Raw genomic sequence first — 21,098 nt, 5'->3', positions numbered from 1 at the left:
TACAAAAAAGTAAAATCATCAATAAAAAGGAACCTTGACGGTTTTCTTAATTATAGCATTTTTTTACGGTTGTCTGAATAAGCATGGTTACAAGAAGGACAACTCTTAGCTGTTGTTTTGGAGAATGGGAGTGAGAACAATTCATGGTGTTTAGAGAAATGGACAAGGCGGAGCTCGAATCCACCTTGAAAACCAATGTGCAAAGCGGATTAGGTGAAGAAGAAGTAGAAAGAAGGTTGCAAGAGTCAGGTTTAAATGAATTGCAAGAAGGTGAGAAGAGGTCCGCGCTCTTAATGTTTTTTTCTCAATTTAAAGATTTTATGATTCTAGTATTATTAGCAGCTACGTTGATTTCAGGTCTGCTCGGCGAATATATTGATGCCATTGCCATCATTGCTATTGTTGTGATCAATGCAATTATGGGTTTTGTGCAAGAACATAAAGCAGAGAAGTCGCTTGATGCATTAAAAGAAATGTCTGCTCCTCAAGTAAATGCTTTACGTGAAGGAAAATGGTCGAAAATACATTCGAAACAAGTCGTTGTCGGAGATGTTTTGAAGTTTAGTACAGGCGATCGCATAGGAGCTGACCTTCGAATTGTGGAAGCTAGTTCATTAGAAATTGAAGAGTCAGCACTAACAGGTGAATCCATTGCAGTGAATAAAACAGGTGCATCCGTTTTTCATCATGTAAATAGTATTGGTGATGAAGAAAATATGGCGTTCATGGGGACGATGGTCGCTCGAGGAAATGGTGTTGGTATTGTAACGGCAACTGGGATGAACACAGAAATGGGACAAATTGCTGATATGTTGCAATCTGCAAAAGCGATGATTACACCATTACAACATAAGTTGGAACAGCTTGGGAAAATATTAATTGTAGTTGCTATTCTATTAACCATCTTGGTAATTGGATTAGGGGTTTTTCAAGGAAATAGTGTATATACGATGGTGTTAGCAGGTGTATCACTTGCCGTTGCTGCAATTCCAGAAGGGCTTCCTGCCATAGTAACAGTTGCTCTTTCTCTTGGTGTACAAAGGATGATTAAACAAAAAGCCATCGTACGTAAATTACCAGCTGTAGAGACTTTAGGGTGTGCGTCAGTTATTTGCTCAGATAAAACTGGAACTTTAACTCAGAATAAAATGACTGTAACTACTGTCTGGGATAGTGGGCATACATGGCATATTGATGGAAAAGGAAATGAAACGCATGGCTTATTTTCTCTGAATGGTCAAGCTGTCGATAAAATAAGTAAATCCATGCAGCAGCTGCTGACTTTTGGTTTATTGTGCAATGCATCAGAAGTAAGAGAAGTGGAAGGAAAGTTGGTTGTTGAAGGGAGTGCAACGGAAGGAGCAATGCAAGTTGCTGCTATAAAAGCAGGTATAACGAAGGAGCTACTTCTCCAACAATTTACAATTGTGAGAGAATACCCGTTTGATTCTACTAGGAAAATGATGAGCGTAATCGTAAAGGATGGAAATGGTCAATATTTTGTTGTTACAAAAGGAGCACCGGATGTCCTACTAGGGAAGTGCAAATCCATTCTTTGGGAAGAAAGAGCTAAAATAATTGATAATCGAAGCGTTGCAGCGGTTCAAGATGCAATCGATGATTTAGCGTCACAAGCGCTCAGAACCATTGCAATAGGATATAAAAAAGTGACTTCTACCTCAATTAATATGCATGAACGTGAAATTGAGCGAGATTTAACATTTATCGGTCTTCAAGGAATTATCGATCCTCCAAGACCAGAGGTAAAAGATGCAGTAAGTGAATGTAATAAAGCTGGTATTAAAACGATTATGATAACGGGAGACCATGTTGCAACGGCAACAGCTATCGCAAAACAGCTAGGCATTCTACAAAATGATGATATTGTTATTGAAGGTAGAGAATTGAATGAAATGAGTGTGGAAGAATTAGAAGAAGTAGTTGAACATGTTGCCGTATTCGCTCGCGTTTCACCTGAACATAAGTTAAAAATCGTAAAAGCTTTACAAAATAAAGGACATGTTGTTGCAATGACAGGGGATGGTGTTAATGATGCACCGGCCATTAAGGCTGCGGACATCGGTGTTGCAATGGGAATAACAGGTACGGATGTATCAAAAGAAGCTTCGGCACTTGTATTATTAGATGATAATTTCGCCACGATTAAAGCTGCAATAAAGGAAGGACGAAATATTTATGAAAATATTCGTAAATTCATACGTTACTTGCTTGCTTCCAATGTGGGTGAAATATTAGTTATGTTGTTCGCTATGTTACTTGCATTGCCATTACCATTAACGGCTATCCAAATATTATGGGTGAACTTAGTGACGGATGGCTTGCCAGCAATGGCATTAGGTTTAGACAAAGCTGAGGATAATGTAATGAAACGTAAACCTAGAAATCCAAAAGAAGGTGTGTTTTCAAGAGGATTAGGTTGGAAAATTATTTCTCGTGGTTTTTTAATTGGAGGGGCTACATTACTAGCTTTTATAACGGCGTTGAAAAATAATCCTGGCAATTTGGCATATGCTCAAACAATCGCTTTTACGACACTTGTAATGGCACAATTAATCCATGTGTTCGATTGTAGAAGTGAAAAGAATATATTTGCTCGGAATCCGTTCGGTAATAAATATTTAATAGGAGCTGTTCTCCTTTCATTATTAATGATTATTCCAGTCATTTATTTACCATCGTTGCAAGGGATTTTCGGAACAGTTGCTATTGTACCAAAAGATTGGTTGCTCGTATTAGGAATGTCAGCACTGCCAACTTTTTTATTAGCGGGTTCATTTTTCATAAGAAAAACACAATAATTTATGTTATAATTGTAAAGGTAGTAGAGTGTCCTCTATTACCTTTTTGTTTTTTTTACGCTATAAAGTACGATATGAATTTCAATAGAAAGAAGTCTAATTATAAAGTGAAAACTTTGGGCGGACGTTTAATCTTGTGCCTACAAAGCTCGAAACATAGCCCACAATGATGTGGTGGAATTGGAAGTGATTAACATGGTTGTTAGCATGACTGGATACGGTCGAGGAATTAGTGGAAACGAGAATTTGCGGATTATTGTTGAAGTGAAAACAGTAAATCACCGCTTTTGTGAGTATCATATAAGAATGCCTCGGCAGTTACTTGTTTTAGAGGATAAGATTAAGAAACAACTAGGATCTTATATGAGAAGAGGACGTGCTGAAGTTTTTATCACTGTAGAAGGTGATGGACTCATACATAAAAAGCTTGTTGTCGACTGGTCTTTATTAGATCAATATATGAATAGTCTAGATATTATTTCAAATAAGTATCAAATGCACCCGAATAATGCTCTTCATACTATTTCCCAGTTGGAAGATGTTTTTATCATCCAAGAGGAACAAGCTAACTCTCCTGAAATTGAATCGCATATTATGAATGCGGTTAATGAAGCTGGAGAAGAGCTAAAACGTATGCGGCAAGAAGAAGGTATGCAAATGAAAATAGATATTCAGCAACACCTAGATAAGCTTAGAGAAATTGCTGAAAAGGTAAAAGGCTTTGCTCCAATCGTTATTGGGCAATATAGAGATCGATTGCAACAAAGAATGACGGAATTTACTTCTGGAATGGTAGATGAAACGAGATTGCTGAATGAGGTTGCTATTTTTACAGATAAAGCGGATATTAATGAAGAGATTATCAGATTGAATAGTCATATTTCACAAGTGTTTGCAACGTTGAATAGTAATGAGGCAATGGGGAGAAAATTAGATTTTCTTGTTCAAGAAATGAATCGGGAAGTGAATACAATCGGTTCGAAAGCAAATGATTCAAACATTGCAATTAAAGTGGTTGAAATGAAAAGCTTGCTTGAAAAAGTAAAAGAACAAATTCAAAATATTGAATAATCATCGTTTATAGCATCTTAGAGAAGGTCAGACTAGTAATACGATAATTGGAGGATCATCATGTCAATAAAGTTGATTAACATTGGCTTTGGAAATATCGTCTCGGCGAATCGTATTATTTCTATTGTAAGTCCAGAATCTGCGCCTATTAAAAGAATAATACAAGAAGCGAGAGATAAAGGTTCACTAATCGATGCTACATACGGTAGAAGAACGAGAGCTGTAATTGTAACGGATAGTGACCATGTGATCTTGTCTGCCGTGCAGCCTGAAACTGTAGCTTCAAGGTTGCATGATAAAGATGATCAAGTCGAGGAAGGATAAGTGGGAAGAATGAAAGAAAAAGGATTGTTAATTGTATTATCAGGTCCTTCGGGCGTTGGAAAAGGAACTGTTCGAAAAGAGTTGTTTTCACAAGAGGATCTTGGTTTTCAATATTCGATTAGTATGACAACGCGTCAACCTCGTGAGGGAGAGGTTGACGGTGTCGATTATTTCTTTAAATCCCGCGGTGAGTTTGAAGAATTAATCAAGCAAGGTAAGCTTTTAGAATATGCCGAGTTTGTAGGGAACTATTATGGAACACCTGTTGACTATGTTCGTCAAACAATTTCGGAAGGAAAAGATGTTTTTCTTGAAATAGAAGTGCAAGGAGCTCGTCAAATTCGTGAGAAATTCCCTGAAGCATTATTCATTTTCTTGGCACCGCCAAGTTTATCTGAATTAAAAAGTCGTATTATTGGTCGTGGAACGGAATCCGAAGATGTGATTGCCAATAGACTTAAAACAGCAAAAGAAGAAATTGAAATGATGGATTTATATGATTATGTAGTAGAAAACGACACAGTCGAGTCTGCTTGTGATAAAATAAAATCCATTGTTGTTGCAGGTCACTGTAACAGAGAATATGTAGCAAAAAGATACTTAAAAATGTTGGAGGCTGAATAAATATGTTATATCCTTCTATTGATTCATTATTAAATAAGATTGATTCAAAGTATTCACTTGTATCGGTAGCGGCAAAGCGCGCTAGACACATGCAAGTTCACGAAGATCAACGTATTGCAAAACCTGTTTCATATAAAAATGTTGGGAAAGCATTAGAAGAAATTAATGCAGGTATCCTAACATATTCGCATGAAGCACCTGAACATTCTCAAAACTAATATAAACCACAGGAACCTTGTCCTTTTTCGACAAGGTTTTCTGTTTTTTTAAAATGTCTAGCTTCAGCACCCAGCGCCTAGTAGACTTTCCCCCTCCTCCTTACGATAAGTCAACATCGAATCGCTTTTAGCTCGTAGTGTTTATGCGGAGGTGGTCCGGTCTATACGTCGCTAACCAGGTGCTTTTAGCTTTTCTTAAATAGATGAAAAAAAGTTAAGCATCCTTCATAATAGAAACAGAATGTAACGGGAGGAAAGTAGAATGTTAAAGAACAAGAAGATTTTGTTATGTGTGACTGGCGGAATCGCAGTTTTTAAAGCAGCCGCATTTACTAGTAAATTGACGCAACAAGGTGCAGAAGTGAAAGTAATTATGAGTGAATCTGCGACAAAGTTTGTCACGCCATTAACCTTTCAAGCGTTATCTCGAAATGAAGTATATACAAGTATTTTTCAAGAAAACAATCCGAAGGTAGTTGCTCACATTGATTTAGCTGATTGGGCAGATGCTGTCGTAATTGCTCCTGCAACAGCTAATATTATTGGTAAGCTGGCAAATGGAATTGCTGATGATATGATATCAACCATTTTGTTAGCGACAACTGCTGATGTTCTTGTGGCGCCAGCGATGAATGTACATATGTATGCTCACCCTGCTGTTCAGAAGAATATGGATACGTTAAGAAGCTTTGGATATTCATTTATTGAGCCAGGAGAGGGATATTTAGCTTGTGGTTACACTGGTAAAGGAAGATTAGAAGAACCTGAGGCGATGATTGAATACTTAAATCGTCATTTTATAAATAAAATGAACAATCAAGATTTAGTTGGGAAAAAAATCTTGATAACAGCTGGTCCAACAAAAGAAAAAATCGACCCAGTTCGCTTCCTTACAAATCGTTCAACTGGGAAAATGGGCTATGCAATTGCTGAAGTAGCTGCTCAAATGGGTGCCGAAGTAACCCTTGTATCAGGTCCGGTTTCACTTGATGCCCCTAACAATGTAACTATTATTCGGGTAGAGTCGGCTCGCGATATGTATGAAGCAGTCATGAGTCAATATGATGACCAAGATGTTGTTATTAAAACAGCAGCTGTTGCTGATTATCGACCAAAAATTGTTCACGAAAGCAAAATGAAAAAGAAATTCGGGGATTTAAGTATTGAATTAGAACGAACAAACGATATTTTAATGGAGCTAGGTCAAACTAAAAAAGATCAGATTCTTGTTGGGTTTGCCGCTGAAACAGATAACGTGGAACATTATGCAAAAGCAAAATTAGAAAAGAAAAGAGCCGATATGATTGTTGCAAACAATGTTGCAGTAGAAGGGGCAGGCTTTGCAAGTGAAACGAATCAAGTGTCTATTTATAAGAAAGACGGAACAGTTACAGATGTTCCAATGATGAGTAAGCATGATGTTGCTAAAAAAATTCTCGGAGAAATTGCAAGTTTGTTAAAGAAGGATTGATATAAATGGAAATCGCGTCTGTTATTGTGGATGTTCCTACTAGACAAACGGATAACGCATACGATTATTTAGTACCAAGCGCTTGGGAAGGAATGGTTGTTCCAGGTATTAGGGTCATAGTTCCCTTTGGTCCAAGAAAAGTCCAAGGATTTGTAGTTGGTTTAAAAAACAGTAGCGACGTTACAAAATTAAGAGAGATTGATTCTCTATTTGATATAGAGCCCGTCTTAAACGAGGAATTATTACAGCTTGGGGATTGGTTAACGAAGGAAACATTATGCTTGAAAATCGCTGCTTATCAGGCGATGTTGCCAGCTGCTTTAAAAGCGAAGTACAAAAAATTCCTCAAATTAAAAACAGGCATTCAAAACATCGATTGCAATTTACAAAAATATTTCCACCAAAATGAATTGGTTGATTTCGAAGCTGCAATGGAGCATGCATTTGCCAAGCTTTTTAAGAAGGAGATTGAAGCAGGTCATATAGAAGTCGTCTACCAAGTGAAAAACAAAGGCAATAAGAAAACGGAAAGAAGCGTTCGGTTATTGCATAATGAAGAAGAACTTCATAATGATAAACGATCTTTAAATAAGAGTGCTCGTAAACAAATCAAGCTAATAGATTTTTTACTTGAACATCCTGCTACTCAACCTCTTCAAAAGCTGTTACAGATGTCTGGTTGCGGGGAAAGTGTTGTAAAAGCATTAGAGGAGAAAGGGATTGTCGAAATCATTCAAACAGAAGTTTATCGTGATCCTTTAAAAGAACGTGAATTTGCAACTAGCAGCCATCTTCCGTTAACAGAAGAACAATCTATTGTTTTTGAATCTGTTAAGAATAGTCTAGTAAATCATTTAGACGATGTTTTTCTTTTGCATGGAGTAACTGGTAGTGGGAAGACAGAAGTATATTTACAAAGTATTGATGTGGCGTTGAACCAAGGGAAAGAAGCAATTATGCTCGTTCCAGAAATTTCATTAACCCCTCAAATGGTTAAACGATTTAAAGAACGCTTTGGTGATCGGGTTGCGGTATTTCATAGTGGTTTATCCATTGGAGAAAAATACGATGAATGGCGCAGAATATATCGTAAAGAAGTACAGGTTGTTGTAGGAGCTCGTTCAGCTATCTTTTCACCTTTTCAAAACTTAGGAATTATCATTATAGATGAGGAACATGAAGGTAGTTATAAACAAGAAGAAACACCTCGTTATCATACACGAGATGTAGCGATTGAAAGAGGAAAATATCATCATTGCCCAATCATATTAGGGAGTGCTACCCCAACTCTTGAATCATTTGCAAGAGCGAAAAAATACGTTTACAAGCTACTCACATTAAAGAATCGTGTAAATAATAGACCGTTACCAGCAGTAGATATTGTTGATATGCGTGAAGAACTACGAAGTGGTAATCGCTCTGTTTTCTCAAAGCTTCTTTTAGAAAAGATTCAAGATCGTCTAGAGAAAAAGGAACAATCAATATTGCTATTAAATAAAAGAGGTCATTCTTCTTTTGTTATGTGTCGTAGCTGCGGTGATGTGACACAATGCCCGAACTGTGAAATCTCATTAACGTTCCATAAGTATAATAGTATGTTAAAATGCCATTACTGTGGTTATGAAGAACGGATGGGAACGAATTGTCGAGCTTGTGGCAGCGATGCTATTCGCTTTTTCGGAACAGGAACTCAAAAGGTGGAAGAAGAGCTTTTGAAGCTTATGCCAGAAGCAAGGGTTATTCGAATGGATGTTGATACGACTAGCAAGAAAGGAAGTCATGAAAAGCTTTTACAACATTTTCAATCAGGCAAAGCCGATATTTTGCTTGGAACACAAATGATTGCAAAAGGTTTAGATTTTCCAAATGTTACGTTGGTTGGTGTACTTTCTGCCGATACGATGCTTCATTTACCTGATTTTCGTTCATCTGAAAAAACCTTTCAATTACTTACTCAAGTAAGTGGACGAGCAGGAAGACATGAGCTGCCGGGAGAAGTTGTCATTCAGTCTTATACACCTGATCATTACTCAATTGTATTAGCAGCACAGCAGCATTACGAGACTTTTTTCGCTCATGAAATGGTAATAAGAAGGCAGAATTTATATCCACCTTATTATTATATTACACTCATAACGGTATCACATGAGGATTTAATGAAGACTATCTCTACGACAGAGAAGGTTACGAAATATATTAAGAGCGGATTGTCCCCACAAGCGATTGTTTTAGGACCTGCTGCTTCACCCATACCGCGCATTAATAATAGATACCGTTATCAATGTTTGATAAAATACAAACGTGAACCACAATTGAATGAAAAGCTTAAAAAAATCATTGAGCATTATCAACAAGAAATGGGCCAAAAAGGGTTACAAATTATTATTGATCAACACCCACAGATTATGATGTAGAAATGAGGAAGTAAATTGGCATTATTAAAAATTGTTACACATCCCAATGCTATTTTGGAAAAGAAATGTGAAGACGTGACGGTCTTTGACGATAAATTGGCAAAACTGTTAGATAACATGTATGACACTATGGTAAATGCGGATGGAGTTGGTCTTGCTGCACCTCAAGTGGGTGTTGCAAAACGAATTGCCATCGTAGAGATTGATCCTGAAGAAGGTACGTTAGAAATGATCAATCCAGAAATTATAGAAAGTAAAGGCTCTGAAGTGGATGTAGAAGGCTGTTTAAGCTTTCCTGGAATTTATGGAGAAGTAGAACGTGCTTATTCGATTACTATTCAAGCACAGGATCGTGATGGAAAAGTATTTATTCTGCAAACAGAAGATTTCCATGCCCGTGCAATTCAGCATGAAATAGATCATTTGGATGGGATTTTATTCACGTCAAAAGTAACTCGATATATAGATGAAGAAGAATTTGAAGGGTATGAAGAAGAATGACAAAAATTATATTTATGGGAACACCAGATTTCTCTGTTCCAGTGTTACAAAGAGTACTACAAGATGGCTATGAAGTAATTGCGGTCGTAACACAGCCAGATCGACCGGTGGGAAGAAAGCGTGTGTTAACACCGCCACCTGTTAAAGTAGAAGCGTTAAAGCATAACATTCCTGTTTATCAACCAGAAAAAATCCGCAATCGTGAAGATTTAGAAGAAATACTAGCATTGCAACCTGATTTAATCATTACAGCAGCATTTGGGCAAATCCTTCCGAAAGAGCTGCTAGAGGCTCCTAAATTAGGGTGCATTAATGTGCATGCTTCTTTGTTACCTGAATTAAGAGGTGGAGCGCCAATTCATTATTCGATTCTAGAGGGTAAAACAGAAACAGGCATTACGATTATGTATATGGCTGAAAAGTTAGATGCAGGGGATATACTTACGCAAGTAACGGTTGAAATTGCTGAAGATGATAATGTTGGAACCTTACATGATAAATTGAGTGCTGCTGGTTGTGAGCTTCTTTCAGAAACATTACCAAAACTTATTGCTGGCGAACTAACGCCTATTCCTCAAGATGACAGCAAAGCTACCTTTGCATCAAATATTAAGCGTGAACAAGAAAAGATTGATTGGTCAGTTGAAGGAGAAGTAATTTACAATAAAGTACGAGGACTAAACCCATGGCCAGTTGCATATACAACTCTTCAAGGTAAAGTGCTGAAAGTATGGGCTTCTGAAAAAGTAGAAAATCATGTCCAAGGTGCTCCTGGTGAAATTATTGCAATTGAAGAAGATGGATTTATTGTGAAAACGGGCAATAATATTTCTATCAAAGTTACAGAATTGCAACCTTCGGGCAAGAAGAAAATGTCTACATTTGATTTCTTAAGAGGTGCAGGTTCTCAATTGAAATCAGGAGAAAAATTAGGGGTCGAACATGAGTAAAAAAACAAAAAGCAAAAGTGTGAGAGAACTAGCACTAGATTTGATACTATCTGTTGAAAAAAATCAATCGTACAGCAATTTAGCTTTAAATAGTGTCATTAATAAAAATAACTTATCTTCTGCTGATAGCGGGTTATTAACAGAAATAACATATGGAACGATCCAACGAAAACTCACTTTAGATTATTTTTTAGAACCGTTTTTGAACAATAAAAATAAAATTGATGATTGGGTTATAATTTTACTACGATTGTCGCTGTACCAAATGCACTATTTAGATAAAATCCCTGATCATGCGGTTATTTTTGAAGCGGTAGAAATTGCGAAGAAAAAAGGTCATAAAGGGATTTCAAGCATGGTCAATGGCGTTCTTCGAAGCATTCAGCGAAAAGGTGTTCCATCTCTGGATCTAATTAAAGATGCTGAAGAGCGAATTGCGATTGAAACAAGTCACCCACTTTGGTTAGTGAAACGCTGGGCTTCTCAATATGGATTAGATAAAACTAGAGAAATGTGTGCCTTCAATCTGTTACCTCCTCAACAAACAGCTAGAATAAATGCTTTGAAAACAAATCGTGAATCATTAATCAAAGAATTGGAAGAAGAAGGTTATATGGTTGAAGCAAGCGATGTTGTCCCGGATGCAATAATCTGTCTACGTGGAAATCTCGCGCATTCGAAAGCATTCGAAAACGGGCTACTAACTATTCAAGATGAAAGCTCAATGCTTGTTTCTTATGCTCTAGATGCACATAATGATGATAAAGTTTTAGATTGCTGTGCGGCTCCAGGAGGAAAAACGACTTCTATTGCCGAAAAACTTACAAACGGATCTGTTGTAGCGCTGGATTTACATGAACATAAAGTGAAGCTTATTGAACAACAAGCCAATCGACTTGGATTGAAAAATATTACAACTATTGCTTTAGATGCAAGGAAAGCAACAGATACGTTCCAACAAGCGTATTTTGACAAAATATTAGTAGATGCACCTTGCTCAGGGCTGGGTGTAATGAGAAGAAAGCCAGATGTAAAATATACGAAGAGTGAAAGTGATATTCATAAGCTTGCGACAATTCAAATGGATATTTTAAATGCTGCCACTTCACTATTAAAGCCAGGTGGAACATTAGTGTACAGTACATGTACAGTAGACAAAGAGGAAAATGAAAAAGTAGTTCAGCAATTCTTACAGCAACATACAGATTTCATAGAAGACAATAAGATGAAGGATCGACTACCAGAAAGTATTCGTCCTTTTGCAACTGGAAATAAACTACAACTGTTCCCACAAGATGTTGAAAGCGATGGCTTTTACATTGCTTGTTTTAGAAAGAAGGTAAATTAATGAATCAAAAAGAAAATACAACTGTAGAAGTTAAACCATCCATTTATTCTTTACAACCAGATGAATTAAAAGAATGGTTGAAGGAAAACGGTGAGAAACCATTCCGTTCTGATCAAATTTTACAATGGTTATATAAGCAAAGAGTACAGAGTTTTGAGGATATGTCCAACTTATCTAAAGATTTACGTACAAAACTAGATGAGCATTTCACATTAACAACGTTGAAAACAATTATTCAACAAACATCAGCAGATGGAACGATTAAATTCTTGTTTGAATTGCAAGATGGTTACTCAATTGAAACGGTATTGATGCGACATGAATACGGCAATTCTGTTTGTGTAACAACGCAGGTAGGTTGTCGAATTGGTTGTACGTTCTGTGCTTCTACATTAGGTGGCTTAAAACGAAATCTAGAAGCTGGGGAAATCGTTGCTCAAGTTGTAAAAGTACAACAAGCATTAGATGAAATGGATGAGCGTGTAAGCTCGATCGTTATTATGGGAATTGGGGAACCGTTTGATAATTATGATAATATGATGTCATTCTTGAAAATCGTTAATAGTGAGAAAGGGCTTCATATTGGAGCGCGTCATATTACTGTTTCAACAAGTGGAATTATACCGAAAATATATAAGTTTGCTGATGAGGAAATGCAAATCAATTTTGCCATTTCATTACATGCACCAAACAATGAATTGCGCGGTAAGTTAATGCCAATTAATAGAGCGTATAGTCTGCCTAAATTAATGGAAGCTGTAAAATACTATACGGAAAAAACAGGCCGACGAATTACGTTCGAATATGGTTTGTTTGGTGGCGAAAACGATCAGGTGGAACATGCTATTGAGCTTGCGAATTTAATTAAAGGATTAAAATGCCACGTGAATTTAATACCTGTAAACTATGTACCAGAACGTGATTATGTAAGAACACCAAAAGAGCAAATTAAATTATTTGAACAAACGTTAAAGGATAAAGGTGTCAATGTAACAGTTCGTAGAGAACAAGGTCATGACATCGATGCAGCTTGTGGACAACTTCGAGCGAAAGAGCGAAAAGAAGAGACGAGGTGAACAAAATGAAAGCTGTTTTTAAAACAGACCGTGGCAAAGTTAGGCAGCATAATGAAGACAACGGTGGAATTTTTGAAACTGAAAATGGCTTTTTATGTATTGTAGCTGATGGTATGGGGGGACACCGTGCTGGGGATGTTGCCAGTAGTATGACTTTGTCGTATTTAAAGGATTCGTGGAGTCAAGCAGAGAAAATTTCTACACCAGAATTGGCTGAAGCGTGGTTGAAGGAACATATTCAAAAAGTGAATAAGGTTTTGTTTGACCATGCTACTACTCATGAAGATTGCCAAGGTATGGGGACAACGCTTGTTGCGGCTTTATGTACTGATCGGTTTACGACTATTGCTAATATTGGTGATAGTCGCTGTTACATCTATAATGAAAGCGGCTTTAAACAACTCACTGAAGATCATTCGCTAGTCAATGAATTAGTTCGAACAGGACAAATTAGTCGGGAAGATGCGATGCATCATCCAAGAAAAAATGTATTATTAAGAGCATTGGGGACGGAACCAACTGTAGAAATGGATATTTTAACGATTGTGTTTGAAGAGGGAGATTCTCTTTTATTATGTTCAGACGGACTATCTAACAAGGTTAGTGAACAAGATATGCAGGCTGTTATCACGCTGAATGAATCGATTGAGAATCAAGCTGAGAGTCTTATCTCGATGGCAAATGATAATGGCGGGGAAGACAATATTACGCTCGTGCTCTTACAATATAATAGTGATGAAAGAGAAAGCGGGTCATTATCATGTTAATCGGTAAGCGTATATACGGTCGCTACAAATTAGTCCGTATGATCGGCGGAGGAGGAATGGCTAACGTATATCTTGCTCAAGATATGATACTTGAAAGAGAAGTAGCTGTTAAAATCCTCCGCATGGATTTTAATAATGATGAGGAGTTTATTAAAAGGTTCAATAGAGAAGCACAATCAGCAACAAGCCTATATCATCCTAATATTGTTAGTATTTACGATGTTGGTGAAGAAGATGATATCTATTTCATCGTTATGGAATATGTAAAAGGATTAACATTGAAGCAATATATTCAACAGCATCAACATATTCCGGTAGAAAAAACGCTGGATATTATGCAACAAATAACGTCTGCTATTTCTCACGCCCATCAGCATGGTATTATCCATCGAGACATTAAACCACAGAACATCCTAGTAGATGAAGAAGATCATGTGAAAATCACAGATTTCGGTATTGCGACAGCTTTAAGTGCCACAAGTATAACGCAAACAAATGCGGTGTTAGGATCGGTACATTATTTATCACCTGAGCAAGCTCGTGGTGGAATGGCAAATAAGAAATCTGATATCTATTCTTTAGGAATTGTTATGTTTGAATTGTTGACAGGAAGGCTACCCTTTTCGGGTGAATCCGCTGTTTCGATTGCTTTAAAACATTTGCAATCATCTACGCCTTCACCGAAGAGATGGAATCCTCACATTCCACAAAGTGTAGAGAATGTTGTTTTGAAAGCAATGGCTAAAGACTCGTTTCATCGTTATGAAAATGTAGAAGAGATGAAAGCAGACTTAATGACAGCACTTTCGCCGGATCGAATAAATGAAAAGCCATTTATCATTCCAGAAGATATGGATGCTACGAAAGCGATACCCGTTATTACTGAGGATACAGTCATTCCAGAACATGGTGAAACGATAATTGTGAATAGTGATACACAAGAATATCAACAGGACTTTGACGAAGATGATGACGATGATAGTCAAGAAGAAGTTATTATTCATAAACCAAAAGCTAGTAGCCCGAAAGTAAAGAAGGTTAAACCAGCAAAAACAAAAAAAGTTAAGGTGAAGGAAAAGAAACCAAAGGGTAAGCTTATTAAAGGTATTCTTATAACGGTGATCATCTTAGCTATTATGAGTATCGTAGCATTTTTTACATTACCTAGGATAATGGAACCACCTGATGTTGAAATTCCAAATGTTCAAGGAGAAAATGTCAATGATGCTATTGCAATCCTTTTAGAGAAAAACTTCAAAATAAAAACGCATGAAGTTAGTGATGAGGAAATTGAAGAGAATAAAGTAATTAAGACGAATCCAGAAGCGGGAAGGTTAGTTAAAGAAGGAAAAGAAATTGATATCTACGTGAGTAAAGGTAAGAAAACAACAAAAATGACGGACTTCGAAAATCGTCATCTTGATGATGTTGTTTCTACTATTGAAACACTTGGATTTAAAGATGATTATGTGATAAATGAAGTCAATAGTGATGACTATGAAGCTGGTATGGTTATTGATCAAGACCCTTCTCCAGATACAGATGTTATTCCTTCTGAAACAACGGTACATCTAACGGTTAGTAAGGGACCGTCTCAAATTACATTGAAAGATTTATCGGAATTTAATCAAAGAATGCGAGAAGACTATGAAAATGAGACAGGTCTCCGTATTAAGGTTAACAAAGAAATAGATTCTGAAACAGTGGCTGAGGGACTTGTAGTGGATCAGTGGCCTAGGCCGTATGCAAAAGTAGATAAAGGAAGTACGGTACAAGTGGTTCTTTCTAAAGGTAAGAAAGAATTACCACCGAAAATAGTTAAAAGAGAAATAGTAATACCGTATGAACCAGACCCATTACAACCAGGTAAGCCGCAAGAAGTACAAATATACATTGAAGATATGAATAGAAGTATGACTGAACCAGCGGATGTTTTCAAAATTACAGAAAACGTTAAGAAAACAATTGAATTAACTATTCCTCCTGATGGAAAAGCTGGATATAAAATTATAAGAGATAATAGCGTTATTGATGATGAAGCAATACCGTATGAATGATGCAGATATGTTCGTAAACAACAGATGTTTTTTGGGGATATTCCTTGAAAAACATCTTGTTGTATGTGAGTGAATGAAGGCAGAAGACAAAATAGGAGTGAAGGTATGCCGGAAGGAACAATTATAAAAGCGTTAAGTGGTTTTTACTATGTAATTGATGGTGATAAAACGATACAATGTAGAGGTAGAGGTGTATTTCGAAAGAAGAAAATATCTCCATTGGTTGGAGATTCTGTAGTCTATCAATATGAAAATGAGCAAGAAGGCTATATTTTAGAAATTAAAGAAAGGAAGAATGAACTAGTTAGACCGCCAATCGCAAATGTGGATCGTGCGATATTGGTGTTTTCTGCTGTAGAACCATCATTTAGCACACTTCTATTAGATCGCTTTCTAGTCTTAATCGAAGCAAATCATATTGAAGCAATGATTGTCATTAGTAAAATAGATTTAGTTTCGGCTGATGAGAAAGCAACTATTCTACAGTATCAAGAAGATTATCAGAAAATGGGCTACAATGTTATTACCACATCATCTATAACTGCTCAAGGCATGGATGTTTTAAAACCGTATTTAAAGCATACTACAAGCGTTTTCGCAGGACAATCTGGCGTTGGTAAGTCTACGCTATTAAATACGTTAAATCCCCAGTTAGAATTGAAAACCGACGATATTTCTACTCATTTAGGACGTGGGAAACATACGACACGTCATGTGGAATTAATACCGATTGAAGATGGGTTAGTTGCGGATACACCTGGTTTTTCATCACTTGACTTTACTATTGATGAGAGCGAGCTAGCTGCTTGTTTCCCTGAAATCGATGAAATTGGCCAAGGTTGTAAATTTAGAGGGTGTCTGCACAATCAAGAACCAAAATGTGCAGTGAAAGAAGCTGTTGCGAATGGTGACATTAAACAATATCGCTATAATCATTATATGGAATTTTTAGCCGAAATAAAAGACAGAAAGCCGAGGTACTAATTATGGTGAAAATTGCTCCTTCTATACTATCAGCAGATTTTGCAAAACTTGGAGAAGAAATTAAAGATGTTGAGTTAGGTGGCGCTGATTACATTCATGTCGATGTTATGGATGGTCACTTCGTTCCAAATATTACGATTGGGCCATTAATTGTTGAAGCAATTCGTCCAATTACAAAACTTCCTTTAGATGTTCATTTAATGATTGAGAATCCTGATACATACATAGAAGCATTTGCAAATGCAGGTGCAGATTACATTACAGTACATGTAGAAGCGTGTAAACATCTACATCGCACAATTTCATTAATTAAATCTTTAGGTGTTAAGGCAGGGGTTGTATTGAATCCAGCTACACCTGTTAGTACAATTCAACATGTGATCAAAGATATCGATATGGTACTATTGATGAGCGTAAATCCTGGCTTTGGTGGACAATCCTTCATTCCAGAAGTGTTGCCGAAAATTCGTAGTGTGAAAGAAATGGCTGATCAATTTAATCCGACGCTTGAAATTGAAATTGATGGCGGTGTAAATGTAGAAACAGCTAAGCTATGTATCGAAGCTGGTGCAAATGTTTTAGTAGCTGGTTCAGCTGTCTATAATCAGAGTGATCGTAAGAAGGCTATTGAAGCAATAAGAGGTGTATAATAGGATTGAATAAATGAGTCGACAGATTTTTTGTCGGCTTTTTTACAAGATAAGAAAGTATATAATTTTGCGTGGTGTCTAGCTCCAGCGCCCAGCTCCTAGTGGACTTCGCCATCCTCCCTACGATAAGTCAACATCGAATCGCTTATCAGCTCTTCGTGTTTCCTTTATCTCAGTCGAAGGGCTCCAGTCCATACGGAGCTAAACGGGCGCTTGCGCTTTTCTCACATATACTTCGATTAAACAGGACCGGTGACGGTTTTGTAAAATGAAAGTAGGGATATATTAATGAAGAAAATCTACATAATGGCTGGAGGTCCAACAGGGAATATTCCTGATATCTCGCAATTTGAAGAACCAACAATGTGGGTAGGAGTGGATAAAGGGATTAGCACTTTATTATCTTTCGGAATAACTCCCAGCATTGTATTTGGTGATTTTGATTCAATTGATCAGAAAGACTTACAATTCATTACTAATTCTCAAACAAGCATCTTTCAGTTTCCCTCAGAAAAAGATGATACGGATTTAGCATTGGCTTTTGATTGGGCATTGAAACAACAGGTAGACTGTATCAAAATCTTCGGTAATACAGGGGGCAGAATGGACCATGCGATGGGAGGGATTCAATTATTGGTAGATGAGCATACATTACAAAGTTCAACGAAAGTATCGATTGAGGATCGCTGGAACTCAATGTATGCAGTAACCGCGGGTACATATAACCTACAAGAATGGCAAAAGTTCAAATATGTTTCATTTTTCTCTATTTCACCTACAGTTCAAGGTATAACTTTGGAAGGTTTTAAATATCCATTGAATAATAAAGAGTTGCCTTTAGGTAGTACTCTTTGTGTAAGCAATGAACTAATTTCTGAAAGTGGTACTTTTTCATTTATAAGCGGCATATTATTGGTGATAAGAAGCAATGATAGTGATGCTTAAATGAGAAGAAAATCTTTATTATTCATGAACTTATAAAACTTTGGTTTTGTTTTAGTGAGGAGGGAAACAATGAAGTTTTATACTATAAAATTACCGAGGATATTAGGTGGATTAGTGCGGGTGATGTTAGGTGCTTTTCGAAAAGGATAACTACGAGCGATCCTTATAAGGGAATAGGTTTATGTTCACATAAAAAATAAGAGGGTGTTCAAAAGAGATACTTTTGAAACGCCCTCTTATTTATATGTATTTAGTGAAGTCCTTCAACAAAATACAAAGGCATCCAATCCGTTGGATGCCTATTCATTATACGCGTTCAACTTTACCAGATTTTAATGCGCGAGCTGAAACGTACACGCGCTTTGGTTTACCATCTACTAAAATACGAACTTTTTGAAGGTTTGCACCCCAAGTACGTTTGTTAGCGTTCATTGCGTGAGAACGAGTGTTACCTGAAGAAGTCTTTCTGCCAGTAATTACACATTTACGTGCCATATATATATTCCCTCCTAACTAAAGCGAGCTTAAGTATCAATAGTTCTTAAGTCAAATATCAAATACTTAAATAATGTATCATACATAAAATAGAAATGCAATAGTTCTAGACATATGCTTTCAAGAAAAAAGCCTTGACATATTAATTAGGTTGTTGCTTTATAATAAGGACAGAGAAAAACTTTTAAAAATTTTATTGTTATAGTAAAATGTTTGTAGTCAAGCTGTATTTTCCAAAAGGGGGAATAACAAATGTCCATCGAATTAAAAACAAATTACGGACAAATTGATATATCGATCGATGTCATCGCTACAATAGCAGGAGGCGCTGCTGTTGATTGTTACGGTATCGTAGGCATGGCGAGTAAAAAGCAATTGAAAGATGGAATTGCAGAAATCTTAAGAAAAGAAAACTTCACAAAAGGTGTAATTGTTCGCCAAGAGGAAGATGCAGTTCATATTGATATGTACATTATTGTAAGTTACGGTACTAAGATATCTGAGATTGCTCATAATGTTCAGTCAAAAGTGAAATATACCCTGGACAAAACGGTTGGACTTTCTGTCGATTCCGTTAATATTTACGTGCAGGGAGTTCGTGTGACGAACCCGTAATAAGGAGGAAACATTTGTGTCAATAACTAGTATAGATGGAAAGCGTTTTGCAGAAATGATCATCATGGGTGCTCATCACTTGTCTGCCAACGCAAAGTTAGTAGATGCGTTAAACGTCTTTCCAGTTCCAGATGGTGACACTGGAACCAACATGAATTTATCTATGACTTCTGGAGCTAAAGAAGTAGAGAGCAACATTCAAGAACATATTGGAAAAGTTGGTTCAGCTCTTTCAAAAGGTTTGTTAATGGGTGCGCGTGGTAACTCAGGAGTAATCTTGTCTCAATTATTCCGCGGCTTTGCTAAAAAGATTGAATCCAAAGCTTCAATCAATAGCAACGAATTCGCAGCTGCATTTGATGCAGGGGTTGCTACAGCTTATAAAGCTGTAATGAAACCAGTTGAAGGGACGATACTTACAGTAGCTAAGGATGCGGCAAAAGCAGCGGTTCAATCTGCTGAAACAAATGAAGATATCGTTAAAGTGATGGAAGATATCGTTAAAGAAGCGAATGCATCGTTACAACGCACACCAAACCTTTTACCTGTACTTAAAGAAGTAGGCGTAGTAGATAGTGGTGGACAAGGACTAGTGTTCGTCTATGAAGGATTTCTTGCTCAATTAAAAGGTGAGAAACTTGGAGAAGGAATTACTTCATCTCAGCCTTCAATGGAACAGCTTGTAAGTGCAGAGCATCATATGAATGTTAATGAGCATATGAACGGTGAAGAAATTACGTATGGTTATTGTACTGAGTTTATGGTTCGCTTTGAAGCGGATAAAGTAAAAGACCATCCTTTTAAAGAAGAAGATTTCCGAAATACTTTAAGTGAGTATGGTGATTCACTTCTTGTTATCTCAGATGATGAAATTGTCAAAGTTCACATTCACTCTGAACAACCAGGTGAGTGCTTAAGCTATGGTCAAAAATTTGGTAGCTTAATTAAAATTAAAATTGATAATATGCGCGAACAGTTCTCGAGTGTTTATGGAGACGAATCAAGTAAACCACAACAACCGGTTCTTTCTAAGAAGAAAGAGGAGTACGGTATTGTAACTGTGGCTATGGGCTCAGGCATCTCGGATTTATTCAAGAGTATCGGGTCTAAAGCAGTTATCGAAGGTGGACAAACAATGAATCCAAGTACTGAGGACATTGTGAAAGCTATTCGTGAAGTAAATGCGAAGAATGTAATTATCTTACCTAATAATAAAAATATCATTATGGCTGCACAGCAATCAGTGGACCTTGTCGACGAAAATGTAATTGTGATTCCATCGAAAACAGTTCCTCAAGGGATGGCTGCGCTATTAGCATTTAATCCATCATTACAAGCAGAAGATAATGAATCAGCTATGACAGAAGCATTATCACATGTAAAAACAGGTCAAATTACATTTGCAGTTCGTGATACGAGCATTGATGGTCTTGAAATCGAAAATGGAGATTTCATGGGTCTTTCTGAAGGTAAAATTACGAATAAGAGTAAAGACAAGCTTGAAGCAGCAAAAGAATTGTTACAAAATATGATTGATGAAGATTCTGAAATCCTAACAATCATTTATGGTGAAGACGTGAATGGAGAAGAAGTGGAACAACTAGTCGCATTTTGTGAAGAAAACTTTGAAGATGTTGAAGTTGAATTGCATGATGGAAAACAACCACTTTATTCGTTTATTTTTTCAGTTGAATAAATCTTGTTCTATAGTTCACATTATGTAATATAGAAGATTTTATTTAATGAAACAGGTTTAGCTAAACAGGAAT

20 protein-coding genes are annotated in these 21,098 nt (G+C 36.8%); 19 read left to right on the top strand and 1 reads right to left on the bottom strand.

Annotation, left to right across the window (positions count from 1 at the left end):
* Window positions 1-143 precede the first annotated feature (143 nt).
* The 17 genes from V7014_RS01405 to spoVM all read left to right on the top strand — a co-directional run bounded on the left by V7014_RS01405 (window position 144) and on the right by spoVM (window position 18,369).
* On the top strand, window positions 144-2,819 hold the full coding sequence (locus V7014_RS01405; protein ID WP_335503280.1) for a cation-translocating P-type ATPase: 2,676 nt from the start codon (window positions 144-146) through the stop codon (window positions 2,817-2,819).
* Window positions 2,820-3,014: 195 nt separating this feature from the next.
* Window positions 3,015-3,890 (top strand): YicC/YloC family endoribonuclease, encoded by an 876-nt coding sequence (locus tag V7014_RS01400; RefSeq protein WP_335503393.1) that lies wholly within the window; start codon window positions 3,015-3,017, stop codon window positions 3,888-3,890.
* A gap of 60 nt (window positions 3,891-3,950) precedes the next feature.
* Window positions 3,951-4,214 (top strand): extracellular matrix/biofilm regulator RemA, encoded by a 264-nt coding sequence (gene remA, locus V7014_RS01395; protein ID WP_042348984.1) that lies wholly within the window; start codon window positions 3,951-3,953, stop codon window positions 4,212-4,214.
* Between the two features lie 9 nt (window positions 4,215-4,223).
* Window positions 4,224-4,838: a guanylate kinase gene (gene gmk, locus V7014_RS01390; protein WP_335503277.1), complete on the top strand. Its 615-nt coding sequence runs from the start codon at window positions 4,224-4,226 to the stop codon at window positions 4,836-4,838.
* Window positions 4,839-4,840: 2 nt separating this feature from the next.
* Complete coding sequence (gene rpoZ / locus V7014_RS01385) at window positions 4,841-5,056, top strand: DNA-directed RNA polymerase subunit omega (RefSeq protein WP_205060977.1); 216 nt, start codon at window positions 4,841-4,843, stop codon at window positions 5,054-5,056.
* A gap of 262 nt (window positions 5,057-5,318) precedes the next feature.
* The gene (coaBC, locus tag V7014_RS01380; protein WP_335503272.1) at window positions 5,319-6,527 is read left to right on the top strand and encodes a bifunctional phosphopantothenoylcysteine decarboxylase/phosphopantothenate--cysteine ligase CoaBC; all 1,209 of its coding nucleotides are present in this window, start codon (window positions 5,319-5,321) and stop codon (window positions 6,525-6,527) included.
* A gap of 5 nt (window positions 6,528-6,532) precedes the next feature.
* Complete coding sequence (priA, locus tag V7014_RS01375) at window positions 6,533-8,941, top strand: primosomal protein N' (RefSeq protein WP_335503268.1); 2,409 nt, start codon at window positions 6,533-6,535, stop codon at window positions 8,939-8,941.
* Between the two features lie 15 nt (window positions 8,942-8,956).
* Window positions 8,957-9,442: a peptide deformylase gene (gene def, locus V7014_RS01370; protein WP_335503265.1), complete on the top strand. Its 486-nt coding sequence runs from the start codon at window positions 8,957-8,959 to the stop codon at window positions 9,440-9,442.
* On the top strand, window positions 9,439-10,392 hold the full coding sequence (gene fmt, locus V7014_RS01365) for a methionyl-tRNA formyltransferase (protein WP_335503262.1): 954 nt from the start codon (window positions 9,439-9,441) through the stop codon (window positions 10,390-10,392). The genes def and fmt overlap by 4 nt, the downstream gene beginning before the upstream one ends.
* On the top strand, window positions 10,385-11,740 hold the full coding sequence (rsmB, locus tag V7014_RS01360; protein ID WP_335503259.1) for a 16S rRNA (cytosine(967)-C(5))-methyltransferase RsmB: 1,356 nt from the start codon (window positions 10,385-10,387) through the stop codon (window positions 11,738-11,740). The genes fmt and rsmB overlap by 8 nt, the downstream gene beginning before the upstream one ends.
* Entirely contained in the window at window positions 11,740-12,816 is a 1,077-nt protein-coding gene (gene rlmN, locus V7014_RS01355) for a 23S rRNA (adenine(2503)-C(2))-methyltransferase RlmN (RefSeq protein ID WP_335503256.1), read from the top strand. Before rsmB ends, rlmN begins: the two co-directional genes overlap by 1 nt.
* A 5-nt stretch (window positions 12,817-12,821) precedes the next feature.
* Window positions 12,822-13,583, top strand: coding sequence for a Stp1/IreP family PP2C-type Ser/Thr phosphatase (locus tag V7014_RS01350; protein ID WP_335503252.1), 762 nt, complete (start codon window positions 12,822-12,824; stop codon window positions 13,581-13,583).
* Window positions 13,577-15,640, top strand: coding sequence for a Stk1 family PASTA domain-containing Ser/Thr kinase (gene pknB, locus V7014_RS01345; RefSeq protein ID WP_335503249.1), 2,064 nt, complete (start codon window positions 13,577-13,579; stop codon window positions 15,638-15,640). The genes V7014_RS01350 and pknB overlap by 7 nt, the downstream gene beginning before the upstream one ends.
* 105 nt (window positions 15,641-15,745) lie before the next feature.
* A complete protein-coding gene (rsgA, locus tag V7014_RS01340) occupies window positions 15,746-16,624 on the top strand; it encodes a ribosome small subunit-dependent GTPase A (RefSeq protein WP_335503246.1) in 879 nt (292 codons plus the stop codon).
* Window positions 16,625-16,626: 2 nt separating this feature from the next.
* The gene (gene rpe / locus V7014_RS01335; RefSeq protein WP_335503243.1) at window positions 16,627-17,274 is read left to right on the top strand and encodes a ribulose-phosphate 3-epimerase; all 648 of its coding nucleotides are present in this window, start codon (window positions 16,627-16,629) and stop codon (window positions 17,272-17,274) included.
* A 288-nt stretch (window positions 17,275-17,562) separates the two neighbouring features.
* A complete protein-coding gene (locus tag V7014_RS01330; RefSeq protein ID WP_335503240.1) occupies window positions 17,563-18,219 on the top strand; it encodes a thiamine diphosphokinase in 657 nt (218 codons plus the stop codon).
* A gap of 69 nt (window positions 18,220-18,288) precedes the next feature.
* Window positions 18,289-18,369, top strand: coding sequence for a stage V sporulation protein SpoVM (spoVM, locus tag V7014_RS01325; protein WP_205061184.1), 81 nt, complete (start codon window positions 18,289-18,291; stop codon window positions 18,367-18,369).
* Window positions 18,370-18,525: 156 nt separating this feature from the next.
* Here spoVM and rpmB read toward each other — a convergent pair whose 3' ends face one another.
* Window positions 18,526-18,714, bottom strand: a complete 189-nt coding sequence (rpmB, locus tag V7014_RS01320) for a 50S ribosomal protein L28 (RefSeq protein ID WP_205060988.1) — start codon at window positions 18,712-18,714, stop codon at window positions 18,526-18,528.
* 252 nt (window positions 18,715-18,966) lie between these two features.
* Between rpmB and V7014_RS01315 the strand changes: the two genes are divergently transcribed.
* Window positions 18,967-19,329 carry an Asp23/Gls24 family envelope stress response protein gene (locus V7014_RS01315; protein WP_042348967.1) on the top strand — a complete coding sequence of 121 codons (363 nt, stop codon included), beginning with the start codon at window positions 18,967-18,969 and terminating at the stop codon, window positions 19,327-19,329.
* A 16-nt stretch (window positions 19,330-19,345) separates the two neighbouring features.
* Window positions 19,346-21,025 carry a DAK2 domain-containing protein gene (locus tag V7014_RS01310; protein ID WP_335503232.1) on the top strand — a complete coding sequence of 560 codons (1,680 nt, stop codon included), beginning with the start codon at window positions 19,346-19,348 and terminating at the stop codon, window positions 21,023-21,025.
* The last annotated feature ends 73 nt before the right edge of the window (window positions 21,026-21,098 follow it).

Origin of the sequence: Bacillus sp. JJ722 (genome assembly GCF_036963345.1) — a bacterium.
In the GTDB taxonomy this organism is placed as follows: domain Bacteria; phylum Bacillota; class Bacilli; order Bacillales; family DSM-1321; genus Bacillus_AD.
This window is presented reverse-complemented; position numbering and strand designations above follow the sequence as displayed.